This is a genomic window from Sphingomonas sp. HMP9 (assembly GCF_013374115.1).
Classification (GTDB): Bacteria; Pseudomonadota; Alphaproteobacteria; order Sphingomonadales; family Sphingomonadaceae; genus Sphingomonas.
Window position 1 is genome coordinate 2,548,896 of sequence record NZ_AP022673.1, and the last position, 13,720, is coordinate 2,562,615.

Here is a 13,720-nt window from a genome sequence, read left to right on the forward strand (position 1 = left end):
CGCTTCGTCGCCGGGCAACAAGATAGATGCATCGAGTTTCGAGGCGATCGGCGACCTGCGCCGGGACGTCTCAAAGGTACCGCCACCACCAGCCGGTATGCACCCGTTTGAACCGTCCGAACCACCGGCATGCGAACCAGCAGGGCACGGCGACCGTCGCGGCAACGAGCCAGATCGACGCGACATTGGGGACGCCGACCAACCCGTCGCTCGCGCCGCCCACCGCCGCACCGATCAGGCGGTTTATGCCGTGGAGCAGGTAGAGGTGCAGGATGTAGAAGAACAACGGCGCGGACCCGAACACCACAAGCATGCCGTTCCACCGCGCCGATGCGCGCTCGAAACGCGCCAAGAGCAGCATGCCGATGCCGAGCGTCAGCAGGATAAAGTCCGCGGACGGCGGATATTTGGTGAGGTTGAGGATGCTCATGATCGTCGCGAGCGGCGTCGTGCCGACCTGCCACGGCAGCGGTTCGCCGTAGCCGTTGATCGCGCGCAGTACCGCGAACAGCGCGATCGCCGCGGCGCCCGTGAGCAACAGGCGTCGACGACGGACATCCCGGTCGACGGCGCGCGCGAACCACGGCCCGATCGACCAGCCCAGCGCGATCACGCCGATCCAGGGCAGCAACGGATAGGACGTCCGCGCCTTCGCCCCGAACGGGAGATCGACGAACCCGCGATCATGCAGCACGCTCCAGGCGACATAGCCCGGCTGGTCGGGTGTGAACGTGATCGGATCAAGCACATTGTGCCCCAGCACGATCGTCAACCCGACGACGAGCACGGCGATGCGCGGAAGATGCACCAGCGCCGCCAAGGCGATCATCGACAACCCGATCACCCAGATCACCTGGAGAAAGACGGTCGCGGGGGTCGGGTCGAACGACCAGGCGAAATTGACGACCGTCCATTCGAGCGCGACCAGGAACAGCCCGCGCTTCAGCAGGAACGACGACGCCGCAGCCCTGCCGCTGCCGCCCTGCCCGCTGCCCCCCTGCCCGCTGCCCCCCTGCCCGCTGCGTGAATCAGCGTATAGCGACGCCGCGAGCCCGGTCAGCAACACGAAGACGGGCGCGCACAGATGCGCCGCGAGCCGCGTGAAGAACAAGGTGGGCGGCGTCGCCGGCAGCGCCATCGGGTCGCTCACCTGCAGGTGATAATAGAAGAATTCGCGCGTGTGATCGACGAGCATCAGCAGCATCACGAACCCGCGCAACGCATCCACCGACACGATCCGCGCCCGCTTGGCCTTCGCGCCGCTCGGAGCGTGCAGGGTCGTATCGGACGCTGCGCCAAGCGCGTCGGCGACACCGGGTATCGGACTCAAAACGGTTGACAAGATCGAAGCACCTCCGCCAATCGCGATGTTACATCATCACAAATAAGGCAACATCTTTTGTCGACGCGTCCACGATCGATCGCCTTCGCGAGCACGCTCCTGCTGCTCGCCTGTCCCGTTCCCGTCGAGGCGCAGGACCAGACCGACACGGACGGCGAGGCCGAGACGATCGTCGTTCTCGGCACGCGTGGCGCGCGGGCGGATCGCACCCTGTCGTCGGACCTCGCGACCGAACGCATGTCGCAATCCAGCCGCTCGCTCGAGCGCGACCTGCTCACCGCGGCGGGGACGTACCGGCTCGGCGACGCGCTCGAACTCGTCAGCGGCGTCAGCAACCAGAACAATCGCGGCGGCTTCCTCGACAATTTCGCGATCCGTGGGTTTCTCGGCACGCCCGACGGTGGCGCCGAATATTATGTCGACGGGTTCCTCGCCAACCGTGGCCTCGCGCCGCCGCGCGACCCGGCGACGGCCGAGCGGATCGAGGTGTTGAAGGGTCCCGCCGGCGCGCTGTTCGGCGACATCGATCCGGGCGGCCGCGTGAACATCGTCAGCAAGACGCCGCGCTTCACGCCCAGCGCGACCGCGACGTTCACCTATGGCGCGTTCGATACGCGCCGGGTCGAGCTCGATGCGACGGGCCCGCTGTCCGACACGATCGCCGCGCGGATCGTCGTCGCCACCGAGGACAGCGATGGCTGGCGCGATTTCGTGCCGCTGCGCCGCCGCGTCGTCGCACCGTCGCTGACCTGGGCGCCGCGCGAGGGCTTGCGGCTGACCTATGTCGGCGAGATCACGCGGTTCGACGCGCCGTTCGATCGCGGCATCCCGGCGATCGGTGGCGACGCCAACGCGTTGCCGCGGTCGCGCTTCTACGGCGAGCCCGGCGACGGCACGACGCGGTTTCGCAACCAGCGCCACCAGCTGACCGGCGAGGCCCGGCTCGACGACCGTATCTCGCTCAACGGCGGCGTGGCGTGGCGGACGGGATCGCTCCGCGGGTTCTCGTCGGACCAGTCGCGCCTCGTCGACGGCCAGACGTTGTGGCGACAGCGGCGCGCGCGCGACTATACGGTCGACGACCTGTCCGCGCGGCTGGAACTGACCGGGCGGTTCGGCGCACACCGCGCCAGCGTCGGCGCGAAGGGCTATACGCTGGACTATCATGAGGGGCTGTTGCGGCGGAACCCGACTGCGGCCGCCCCGTACGCGATCGACGTGTACGCGCCGGTCTATGGCGGACAGGCGCTGCCGCTGGCACCGTTCACGGACAATGACGAGACGCGGCGGTCCGCCACGCTATATGCGCAGGACATGTGGGACGTGACGCAGCGGCTGACGCTGACCGGTGGCGTCCGTTTCGACGCGTATCGCCAGCAGATCCGTAACAACCGGACCGGCACGGTCGGGCGCACGGTCGACGAGCCGGTGAACTTCCGGCTGGGTGGCCGATATGCGTTGAGCGACGTCTTCACGGTTCATGCGAACTGGGGCGAGAGCTTCCTGCTCAACTCGGGCACGGGGCGCGACAACCAGGGCTTCGCACCCGAACGCGGCAAGGGCTATGAAATCGGCGCGACCGCTGCGCTGCCCGGCGTGGACGTCGCGGCGACGTATTTCGACATCGCCAAGCACGACATCCTGACCAACGACCCGGTCGATCCGAATTTCCTCGCGCCGGTCGGCAAGCTGTCGAGCAAGGGCATCGAGTTCGACGCCTCCGTGCGTCTCGCGAAACAGTGGCAGGTCGTCGCCAACTATGCCTGGACGCGCGCGCGGGCCGACGACAGCATCTTCGCGACCGACCGCGTGCTCAACGTGCCCGAACATGCCGCGACGCTGTTCGCGATCGGCCGCTTCCTCGACGACCAGGGTCGCGGGCCCTCGATCAGCGCGGGGGCCAGCTATGTCGGCACGCGCGCGGGCGCGATCGACACCAGCGGCCTCGTCCTGCCCGGCTATGTGAAGGCCAAGGCGGCGGTCGAATATGCGGTCTCGAAGCGCCTGTCGGTGCGAGCGGAGGCCGACAATCTGTTCGACGCCCGCTTCGCACAGAGTTCGTACAGCCCGGTGTGGATCTTCCCGGGGGCGCCGCGAACCGTGCGCCTGTCGGTCCGCCTCAGCCAGTGATCCGCGGCATCAGAAGAACAGTTTGCGGATGCTCAATCGGACGGTGCGGCCGAGCGGGTCGAGATAGTCGGGCTGGTAGGTGTTGGGCACCGTGCCGGTCGCGTCGGTGACGCGCTGGCGGGTGTTGAAGACATTGTCGACCGACAGGCTGATGCGCATGCCGCGCAGCCACGGATGCGCCTTCACCCATTCGAGCCGCTGGCCGAGATCCGCGAACAGCCGCGCGTTGGCGGTCGCCAGGCCACCGAAGTTGAGCGTCTCGGGGGCGGCGATCGTGCCGCCGTTGACTCGCGTGCCGGTGGCGTAGTTGGCGGAGATGCGCGCGCCGATACCGTTGTTGGTGTAGCCGGCCTGCGCCTCCAGCTCGTGGCGCGCCTGCCCGCCGCTGTTGCCGATCGCGTCGCCGTTGAGCAGGTTCAGGCTTGGGCCGCCGTCTGCGACGAGCACGCGATCGGTGAAATGCCAGGTGTGGTAGACCGCGAACTGGATGCGGCCGCCCGCCTGCCCGCCGCGACCGCCGAAGCCACGCCCGCCGCCCCCGCCTCCGCCTCCGCCGGGACCACCGCCACCGGGACCACCGCCGGCACGCGCACCCTCTCCGCGCGGTCCATCGCCGCCTGCGCCACCGGGACGGCGGAAGCCACCGGGCGGTTGCAGGCCTTCGAACGGGTTGGGGCCGGTGCCGGCACGGTACGCCTCGAGCTCGCGCTGGATCTTCGACTTGAGCGGCGCGGAGAAGTTGATCCCCCAGCGCAGTTCGGACCGGTCGCTGCGCGCGAAATTGATCGGCCGGCGATCGACCTGCAACAAATTGCCCTCTACATCGCGCTGAAAGCGTTTGGGGAATGCGTCCGCGATCGCCGCCGTGACGGCTGGGAAGGCCGCGATCGGGTTGTCGACCCGGCTCTCGACATAGTTGGCGGTGATCGACAGGTCCTTGCCGGACCAAGGCTTCAGGGTCAGCCCGACTTTCTTGACGTGGTTGTTATCCGCGACCAGCCCTGGGTTGCCGCCGCTGATCGTCGTGACGGTCGCGGTCTCGCCGCGCACGTAATCGAACACGCGGACGTTGGGCGTGGTGATCGACGGGTTGCCGAGTTGCTGTGCGGTCGGCGCCTCGTCGGTGTCGGTGACGGAGGCGATCACGCGTACGCCCTCGATCGGCGACCAGTTCGCGCCGTAGCCGAGCGTCTGCAGCGTGCCGAAGTCCGATAGGTGATCCTCGGCAAGGTTGAAGTTCGCGGACAGCGTGCCGAGGAACGGCAGCACGTCCTTCGACCGGCTCGTAAGCGGTACATCGATATTGACCTGACCGTTGACCGTATCGCGGGACACCCGGCCCGGCGTATCGACGCCCAGGAGATTGACGGTACGATACGAGCGGCTTTTGAAGTCCGCGGTTTCCGCACCGAGCTTGATCGTCGTCGAGACCGCGCCTGCGGGCAGCGAAAACAGCGTGCCGTTCGCGACCGCGTCGAGTTCGGCGGTGCTCTGCGTCGCATAGGCTCGGTTGCCGGGCAGTGCGCCGAAGTCGCTTGCGCGCAGGCGGCCGAACGGGTTCGCGGTCGGGTCACCGGCGCGGATGCGGGCGTCGAAGGCGCTCGCGTCGACGCCGGTCTCGGTGAAGGTCTGCGTATCGCTGCGGTCGTAATTGCCCGTCACGTTCCAGCGCCACGTGCCGATATCGCCGTTGAGCGTGGTGCCGAGATGCGCGGCGATCGACGAGGTGCGCTGCGTCAGCGGCAGGACGCCGTCATCCTCCAGCGCGCGATTGATGGAGGTCGTGCTGCCGAACGGAGTCAGCGCGACGACGGGCAGGCCGTTCAGGCTGCGGCTGTCGGTCGATTCGAGGCGGCCGTTGATCGTCGCGCCGATGTTGCCGAAGATGTTGCGCGCATACACGCTGTTCGCGGTGAAGGTGCTGGTGGCGGACTGGAGCGTGCGGAACGGCCGCTGGTCGACCACGCTACCGTCCGCGCCGAGCGCGCTGGTCGCGGTGCGCTGAGGCTGGAGGATATCGCGCTGCGATTCGGTCAGCGGCTCGCTTGACGTGTATTCGACGTGCAGGTTCAGCCGGCGATCACGCGCGATGTTCAGCATGTCGAGCGACCCCTTGGGGGTGTTGCCTCCACCCTCGGTCGCCTGGGTGTCGGCCGCCTCGGCGGTCACCGCACGGAAGCGGCGGCGCAGGACGAAGTTCACGACCTTCTGGTCGGCGCGATAGCCGTATTTGAGCGCGACCTCCTCGGGCAGGATCTCGACGCGCTGGATCGCCTCGGTCGGGATGTCGCGGATCTCGCTGAAGCTGGAGATGCGACGGCCGTTGAGCAGCACGACCGGCGCGCCGCCGCTGCCGCGACCGCTGGTCGTCTGCGGGCTGAGTTCGTTCAGCAGGTCGGAGACCGTGCTGACGCCGTAGGAGCGGATCTCGGCCTGGCCCAGCGTCTGGTCGGGTGGAATGTCGCCGATCACCGCGCCGGGCAGTTTGCGCGAGCCCGTGACGACGATCTCCTCGGATTCGGCGGGTTCGGCGCCCTCGTCCTGTTCCGATGCCTGTGCGGCGGGCGCTGCGGCGGGACGCGAAGGTGCCTGTTGCGCGGCCGCCATTGCAGGCATGCTCACCGCCAGAACCAGACCCAAACTGCGCATACTCGTTCCACCCCGATGATCGAGCATGTCGATTAGGCGGCAATTGTCGCAGGATTGTGCCGGTTCGGCAGCGCTTTCGTCGCACGCGCCGCTTATCGCGACATATGCGCGTCCATGTCCTCCAGCGGCACGCCCTTGGTCTCGGGGAAGTAGAGGAACACGGTGACGAACTGCACCGCCATCATCGCGGCGAAGAACAGGAACGGCGCGCCCGCCGACCATGCCGCGGCTATGGGGAAGACCTGCGCGATCACCGCGTTCCAGCCCCAGTGGCTCGACGAGCCGATGCTCGACCCGCGCGCGCGGACGTTCTGCGGGAACACCTCCGAGATATAGACCCAGATCACCGCACCCGACCCCGGCGCGAAGAACATGATGAACACGATCAGCGACGGCAACAGCAGCCAGCTGGGCAGCACGCCGAGCAGCGCGAGCCCGCCGACCGACAGCGCCGCGGTCATGCCCGCAGAGCCCCAGAGCAGCAGCGTGCGACGGCCGATCCGGTCGATCAGCAGCATCCCCAGCAGCGTGAACACCATGTTGGCGACACCGATCATCACCGCCTGCAGGTCAGGCGAGAGGCTGCCGCCGGACGCCTTGAAGATGTCGTTGAGGTAATAGAGGAACGCGTTGATGCCGCTGAACTGGTTGAACATCGCCACCAGGAAGGCAAGCGTGATCGGCTTGCGGTGGCGCGTCCAGGACAGCGACGCATCGCCCTTCGGCACGTCGCGTTCGGCATTAGCGACGTCGGGGCTCATGCCGACCAGCGCGAGCACGTGCCTTGCCTCGACGTCGCGGCCCTTGGCGAGCAGCCAGCGCGGCGAATGGGGAATACGGAACAGGAGCGCGAAGAACACCAGCGACGGTACCGCGACGATTCCCAGCTTCCACCGCCATTCGACATCGCCGAGATCGAGCGATCCGATGACCGCGTTCGAGACATAGGCGAGCAGGATGCCGAGGATCACCGCGAACTGGAACCCACCGACCATCTTCCCGCGCTGTGCGGGTGGAGCGAGTTCGGCGATATAGGCGGGCGCGAGCACCGACGAGCCGCCGATCGCGATGCCGTTGATGAAGCGGAAGCCAATGAAGCTGTGCCAGTTCCACGCGAGCGCGCAGCCGAGCGCAGTGACGACGTACAGGAAGGCGAGCATCCGCAACACGTTGCGGCTGCCGTAACGATCGCCGAGCGATCCGACGAACAGCGCGCCGATCAGCGTACCCCAGAGCGCGGACGAGACGGTGAAGCCGAGCCACGCCTCGCTCAGCGCGAACTTCGCCTTTAATGCCCCGGTGACGCCGGCAATCACCGCGGTGTCGAAACCGAACAACAGTCCTGCGAGCGCGGCGGTGGCGACGCTGGCGATCAGGATCGTGCGGGGCTGCGCGCTCATACGAGGCAGGCTTTGGAAGCGATGATCATCATCAGCTTGTCTCGACCGTTTTACCATCCTTCGCAAGACCAACGCCTGCCGTTTCGAGGAGCAAAAACACCCGATTCCGGTTCTTCAAAACGCATTAACGAATCTGCGCCTAGCCCGGTCGGCGACAGACGCAAAAAGGGGCGAAACGTTGCGGACCGGATTCACGAAGCTGACCTTTGCCGTCGTTGCGACGATGATGCCGGGCTCCGCCTGGGCCGCGTGCGTCGTCAGCGATACGCCGGACACGTCGCTTGGCACCTATTCCTCACCCGCGTTGCAGAAGAGCGCGGCAGCCTATGCGCGGGTTGCCGCCGGATTCGATTGCCAGGACGCGCTGCTGTCCCTTCTCAGCAACAACATGCTCAGCGTGACCCCGACCAGCGCCACCAACTTCAAACTGAAACGAGCGGGCGGCACCGACACCGCCGACTATGTGCTTGCCGCGGACTCCGGCGGCACCACCCCGATCGCAGCAGGCGCCAAGTTCTACTATCTGAGGGGCGGCCTGATCAACCTCGCCGGGCTGCTCGGCAACAGCACGCGCAACGTCCAGATCTACGTGAAGCCCTTGGCGACAGCCGCCCTTACCCCGGGGACCTATTCGGGATCGTTCAAACTCGCCTGGGAGTGGAGCCTTTGCACGTCGCTGTCCGCCGTCGCATGCACCGGATACACGCAGAGCACGACGCCGGTGACCGCCACCGTCACCGTATCGATGGTGGTAACGGTCAAGCCCGTCGCGGTCGCCATCACCACGCGTACGACCTATGACCCGATATCGACCACCAACAACCCGCGCTCTATCCCGGGCAGCAAACAGCGGACCACGATCACGCTGACCAATACCGACATCATCCCGGTCGATCTCGATACGCTCAACATCGTCCTGCCCACGCCCCCTCGCGGTACCGTGGCGCTCGACGGCGACGGCACCGCGTCGACCGCGTATGTGAAGACCGCGGAGGGATCGCCGGCCTCGTCGCTGGCCGTCACCTATACCACGCCCGCGAGCACCACCGACGACGTTGATTTCTCGGCGAACGGCGGCGGCGACTGGGCCTATGATCCGACCAGCACGCCGAAGGCCGTCACCAACGTCCGCGTCCGCCCTCGGGGCAAAATGGCCGCGGGATCGAGCTTCAGCGTATCGCTGCCTTACGTCCTGTTCTGATCGCCCCTGCCGCTGGCCTCCTGGCCACTCGGATCCTGTGCCATCGGGTCCGAACCGGCGATCGCCGGCAGCGCGCCGACCAGCTCCATCTTGGTCGCGGTCGAGCCCACCTCGATGCCCGCCTCGCGGAACTGGCGGAGCAGCGTGAACAGCAATTCGCTGCGCATCGGGTAGGCGTCGCGGGGGGACGCGACATAGGCAAAGCAGTTGAACTTCGCGCGACCGGCGTCGATCGAATCGATGAACACCTTGGGCTCGGGATCGTCGAGCACCTCATGCTTCTCCGCGAACGCCGCAAACAGCATCGACCGCACCGCATCGAGATCCTCCTCGAGCGGCACCGAGAATTGCAGCTGGATCCGGCCGATCGGGGCTGCCAGCGTCATGTTCTGGATCGTCTTGGTGATGAGTTCCGAATTCGGCACGATCAGCGTCGATCGATCCGCCACCTGGATCTCGGTCGAGCGCACGTTGATCCGCTTCACGTCGCCCTCCATGTTGCCGATCCGGACGAGATCGCCGATCTTTACCGGGCGCTCGGCGAGCAGGATGAGCCCTGAGACGAAGTTCTGCGTGATGGCCTGGAGACCGAAGCCGATCCCGACCGACAGCGCGCCGAGCACCACGGCCAGCTTCTCCATGCCGATCCCGAGCGCGCCGAGCGCCCATAGCACCGCCGCGATGATCCCGGCATAGCGCGCCACCATCATCACCGAATTCTGCGCACCCGCATCCATCGCAGTGGTCGGCAAATAGCTGTTCACCAGCCAATGCTGCAGCCCGCGCATGATCGCGAGCGCGACGAACAACACCGCGATCGAGCGCAGCACGGCCCCCGGCGAGATCGTGACCTGGCCGATCGTGATGCCGTTCGCGACCGTGCCGAACAGCTCGAACGCCGATCCGACGCCTGCCCCGAACGGCGCCATCACCGCGCCGACCGCAAGTAGGATCAGCAACAGCCGCAGCACCGCCGACAGCAGCACGCCGATCTGGTCGACGGTCTTGTTGTCGACCCCAAACCCGCTGTTCGCCGAGCGGCCGAGGCGGTTGCCGCTCGACAGCAACGTCCGGCACGCATCGTCGGTGAAGGTCATCATCAGGTACAGCGTCGCTCCGACGATCGCGCCCCATACCAGCCACGTCGCGACCTTAAGCGCGAAGTTCACATAGCCAAGCAGCCCGGCGACCAGCGTGACAAGCAGCACCAGCCATACGAGCGTCGCCACGATGGCGAGCAGCGTATTGCGCGCGGGCTTCGACGGGTCGGGCAGCGCGGCGGCGCGCAGGCGGCCGAGCGTCACCAGGATCGCGCCGAGCAGGACGATGTGCAGCAGCGCGACGACGGCGTTGGCGGCGCTCGCCGCGGGTGGGCTGATGCCAATCAGCGTATTGGTCGCGATCAGCAGCTGGCCGAAGAAGATCAGCCCCGCTGCCATCCATGTATAGGGGCGAAGCGCCTGCGATGCCGCGTCGCCGATTGGCAGTAGGCGCCAGGTCGACTGGCCGCGCAACAGCAGCGCACCGCCGAGCGACGACACGAACGCGCAAAACCACGAGATGCCGACGAAGATCGCGCCGAACCGGCTCCAGGCGGGCGACACGAGCCCGGCCCAGCGCAGCGACGCGACGATCGCCCAGGCGGCGAGGCCAGGCAGCGCGGTGCCGATCACCACCAGCCACAGCGCATAGGCCGAGCGACGCAGGCGACCGCCGGGCGCGTGGTTGGTCGCGTATCGCCGGCCGACGCCGTGCAGCCAGCGCCGCAACGGCACGATCAGCACCAACGCGGTGAGTATCCCGATCAGCAGGCCAGTCCCGGCACGCACGTCGAACCGCGCGCCGAACTGGCGAATCTCGACATTGGCGAACCGCATGAACCGGGCGGTGTCGCGGGGAAGGTGATCGACGATCGCGGCCCACAGCGTCGGCGACAGCGGCGAGCCCGTGTTTTCGGACAATTGCTGGCCAAGTTCCTCCGCCTCGGCCGCGCCGATATCGTCGATCTGCTGCTTGGCCTCGATCCCGATCAGCCGGGCGCGCTTGATCGCCGAGTCGATCGCCGACTGGCTCTGCGCGAGGAGCTTGCGTTGCGTGCGGATCTCAGGTGCTTCCACCACGCCGGGGGTGGCGGCGCCGAGCTCTGCGACGCGCGCCTGGACCAGCGCCATCTCAGGGGTGAGCGTGCGGACGGCATCAGCGGCCGTGGTCTGCACGGCCTGCGCGCGATCCCGTAGCGCCTGCCGCGCCTTGTCGTCGTGCGCCGCCGGGGTCGCGTCGTCGATCGCCTGGAGCTCGGCCGACGCCTGGGTCAGGCTGGCCGCGACGGTCGCGACCTTGGGCTCGTCCTGCGCGGCGGCGGGGATCGCGGGGATCGCGGTTAAAGCTAGGAGGAGCGCGGCGAGGTAACGAAGGAGGGTCATCCGCGTCGCTGTACAGCGATGGGGTGCAAAACGGGAGAGGCGGGGTAATGACCGGGCCGGTATGCTCGCCGCCAGTGCTGGCGTTGCTTCAGATGCGGTAAGGTTTGCAGGAGCTCGCACCTCCCCGGCGGAGGCCGGAGCCCAGTTGGAAAGGTCGCGGTAACGAAGCGCCGTCCTGCGACAGCTACGTCCCCCAACTGGACCCCGGCCTCCGCCGGGGTGGTGTTCCTATCGGGACGCGACCCCGAGACTATAGCCGTTAGCCCGCCCCCTTGTTCTCCCGCGAAGGCGGGAGCCCAGACTGGGTCCCCGCCTTCGCGGGGAAACACGATGGTGGCCCGTTCCCGCCTTGGGTGTCGGGACGAATGCGCTCCCTACTCCGTCACCCCGGCGGAGGCCGGGGCCCATCGTTCCGCATTCCCCAACCTATCGACCGTGCGGACCAGGGGATGCCGGAACGAGCCCGGCATGACGGGACGCGCGCACTCAGTCGAGTTCGAGGATAACCTGATCGACCGCCAGGCTGTCCCCGGTCTTCGCCGCGACCGACTTCACTGTGCCCGTCTTTTCAGCGCGCAGGATGTTCTCCATCTTCATCGCCTCGACCACCGCGAGCGGCTGCCCCGCCTCGACCTTGTCGCCCGCCGCGACGTCGAGCCGCACCAGCAGACCCGGCATCGGGCAGATCAGGAACTTCGACAGATCAGGCGCGACCTTCTCGATCATGTGCGCGGTATAGGGCGCGACGCGCGCCGGCAGCACGCGCACGACATGGCTCGCGCCGCGCGTCGTCAGCTTGAAGCCGGCGCGCGCCTTGGCGATGCGGATCGTCAGATGCTCGTCGCCATCGACACCGTGGCCGTCGGCGACCACCATCCGGTCGCCCGGCGTGTATTCGAGGGACAGGTCGAGGTCTTCGCCGTCGACCATGATGCCGTCGGTCGAGACGGTCACCGCATGGTCGATCTTGTCGATCGTCACCGACCAGTCGGCGGGTGGGCGCAGACGCTTGCCGAGTTGCCCATCGATGCGGCGGGCGCGGTCGGCTTCGGCGGTCGCGGCGAACGCGGCGACAGCGGCGAGCGTCTTGAGCAACCCGGCGTCGGCGGGCGCACCGTGGAAGCCGTCGGGATATTCTTCGGCGATGAATTCGGTGGTGAGCGCGCCCGACTGGAAGCGCGGATGCTGCATGATCGCCGAGAGGAAATCGATGTTGTTGCCCGGTCCCTCGAGCTCGAACGCGTCGAGCGCGGCGATCTGCGCGGCGATCGCAGCCTCTCGGGTCGGCGCCCAGGTGATGAGCTTGGCGATCATCGGGTCGTAGAACATGCTGACCTCGCCGCCCTCGCGGACGCCGTCGTCGACACGGACGCGAACACCGTGTTCCTGCGCAGGCAGGAACCCAGGGTCGCGGCTGTTGCGTTCGGAACCCTGGGCTCCTGCCTGCGCAGGAGCACTCGGGAGTGGCGGATTATACCGCACCAGCCGCCCAATGCTCGGCAGGAACCCGCGGTACGGATCCTCAGCGTAGACGCGGTTCTCGATCGACCAGCCGTTGAGCTTTACCTCGTCCTGCGCGAAGCCGAGCGGCTCGCCTGCCGCGACGCGGATCATCAGTTCAACGAGATCGAGCCCGGTGATCTCCTCGGTCACCGGATGCTCGACCTGGAGCCGGGTGTTCATCTCAAGGAAGTAGAACCCCTCGCCGGTCGTATCCGCCCCCGACACGATCAGCTCGACCGTTCCGGCGGAATAATAGCCGACCGCCTGTGCGAGTGCGACCGCCTGCTCGCCCATCGCCTTGCGCATCGCGGGCGTCACGAACGGCGACGGCGCTTCCTCGACCACCTTCTGGTGGCGCCGCTGGATCGAGCATTCGCGCTCGTTCAAATAGACGATATTGCCGTGCTGGTCGCCGATCAGCTGGATCTCGATATGCCGCGGGCTTTCGATGAACTTCTCGATGAACACGCGGTCGTCGCCGAAGCTGGCGAGCCCTTCGCGCTTGGTCGCCTCGAAGCCTTCGCGGACGTCCTGCTCGCTATAGGCGAGCCGCATGCCCTTGCCGCCGCCGCCCGCCGATGCCTTCATCATCACCGGATAGCCGATCCCGCCGGCGATCTCGACCGCGTGATCGGTGCTGTCGATCTTACCCAGATAGCCCGGCACGACGTTGACGCCCGCCGCCTTGGCGAGCTTCTTCGATTCGATCTTGTCGCCCATCGCGGCGATGGCGGCGGGCGGCGGCCCGACGAAGGCGATCCCCGCCTCGGCGCATGCCCGCGCGAAGCTCTCGCGCTCGGACAGGAAGCCATAACCCGGATGGATGCAGTCCGCGCCCGTCTCCTTGGCGGCGAGCAGGATCAGTTCGGCTTTGAGATAGCTGTCGGCAGCGGGTGCCGGCCCGAGCCGGACGGACTCGTCCGCCATCAGGACGTGCGGGCTGCGCGCGTCGGCATCGGAGTAGACCGCGACGGTCTTGATACCCATCGCCTTGGCGGTCCGCATGACCCGACACGCGATCTCGCCGCGATTGGCGACCAGGATTTTCTTGAACATCTCTCGCCCTACTCTG

At 67.3% G+C, this 13,720-nt stretch carries 7 protein-coding genes; 2 read left to right on the forward strand and 5 right to left on the reverse strand.

The genetic code is table 11. The features are described 5' to 3' along the window. Positions 1-70: 70 nt before the first annotated feature. Entirely contained in the window at positions 71-1,330 is a 1,260-nt protein-coding gene (locus tag HMP09_RS11380; protein ID WP_232090196.1) for a DUF1624 domain-containing protein, read from the reverse strand. A 69-nt stretch (positions 1,331-1,399) separates the two neighbouring features. Here HMP09_RS11380 and HMP09_RS11385 point away from each other — a divergent pair, with 69 nt between their 5' ends. Next, positions 1,400-3,472, forward strand: a complete 2,073-nt coding sequence (locus HMP09_RS11385; protein ID WP_232090197.1) for a TonB-dependent siderophore receptor — start codon at positions 1,400-1,402, stop codon at positions 3,470-3,472. A 9-nt stretch (positions 3,473-3,481) separates the two neighbouring features. On the opposite strand, the gene HMP09_RS11390 is transcribed toward HMP09_RS11385, so the two are convergent. Both HMP09_RS11390 and HMP09_RS11395 read right to left on the reverse strand, forming a co-directional pair. Beyond that, entirely contained in the window at positions 3,482-6,121 is a 2,640-nt protein-coding gene (locus HMP09_RS11390) for a TonB-dependent receptor (protein WP_176500460.1), read from the reverse strand. A 92-nt stretch (positions 6,122-6,213) separates the two neighbouring features. Then, positions 6,214-7,521, reverse strand: coding sequence for a sugar porter family MFS transporter (locus HMP09_RS11395; protein ID WP_176500461.1), 1,308 nt, complete (start codon positions 7,519-7,521; stop codon positions 6,214-6,216). 178 nt (positions 7,522-7,699) lie between these two features. Here HMP09_RS11395 and HMP09_RS11400 point away from each other — a divergent pair, with 178 nt between their 5' ends. Next, on the forward strand, positions 7,700-8,722 hold the full coding sequence (locus tag HMP09_RS11400) for a protein CsuE (RefSeq protein ID WP_176500462.1): 1,023 nt from the start codon (positions 7,700-7,702) through the stop codon (positions 8,720-8,722). Here the strand turns inward: HMP09_RS11400 and HMP09_RS11405 are convergent. Continuing rightward, entirely contained in the window at positions 8,707-11,145 is a 2,439-nt protein-coding gene (locus HMP09_RS11405; RefSeq protein ID WP_176500463.1) for a DUF3772 domain-containing protein, read from the reverse strand. The two genes, HMP09_RS11400 and HMP09_RS11405, sit on opposite strands and share 16 nt — an antisense overlap. Before the next feature lie 486 nt (positions 11,146-11,631). Beyond that, positions 11,632-13,704: an acetyl-CoA carboxylase biotin carboxylase subunit gene (locus tag HMP09_RS11410; protein WP_176500464.1), complete on the reverse strand. Its 2,073-nt coding sequence runs from the start codon at positions 13,702-13,704 to the stop codon at positions 11,632-11,634. Between the last annotated feature and the right edge of the window lie 16 nt (positions 13,705-13,720).

Bases quoted from the DNA above. Each gene is read 5' to 3' on its own strand.
- HMP09_RS11395 (WP_176500461.1), bottom strand. From the start codon at position 7,521: ATGAGCGCGCAGCCCCGCACGATCCTGATCGCCAGCGTCGCCACCGCC.
- HMP09_RS11390 (WP_176500460.1), bottom strand. From the start codon at position 6,121: ATGCGCAGTTTGGGTCTGGTTCTGGCGGTGAGCATGCCTGCAATGGCG.
- HMP09_RS11405 (WP_176500463.1), bottom strand. From the start codon at position 11,145: ATGACCCTCCTTCGTTACCTCGCCGCGCTCCTCCTAGCTTTAACCGCG.
- HMP09_RS11410 (WP_176500464.1), bottom strand. From the start codon at position 13,704: ATGTTCAAGAAAATCCTGGTCGCCAATCGCGGCGAGATCGCGTGTCGG.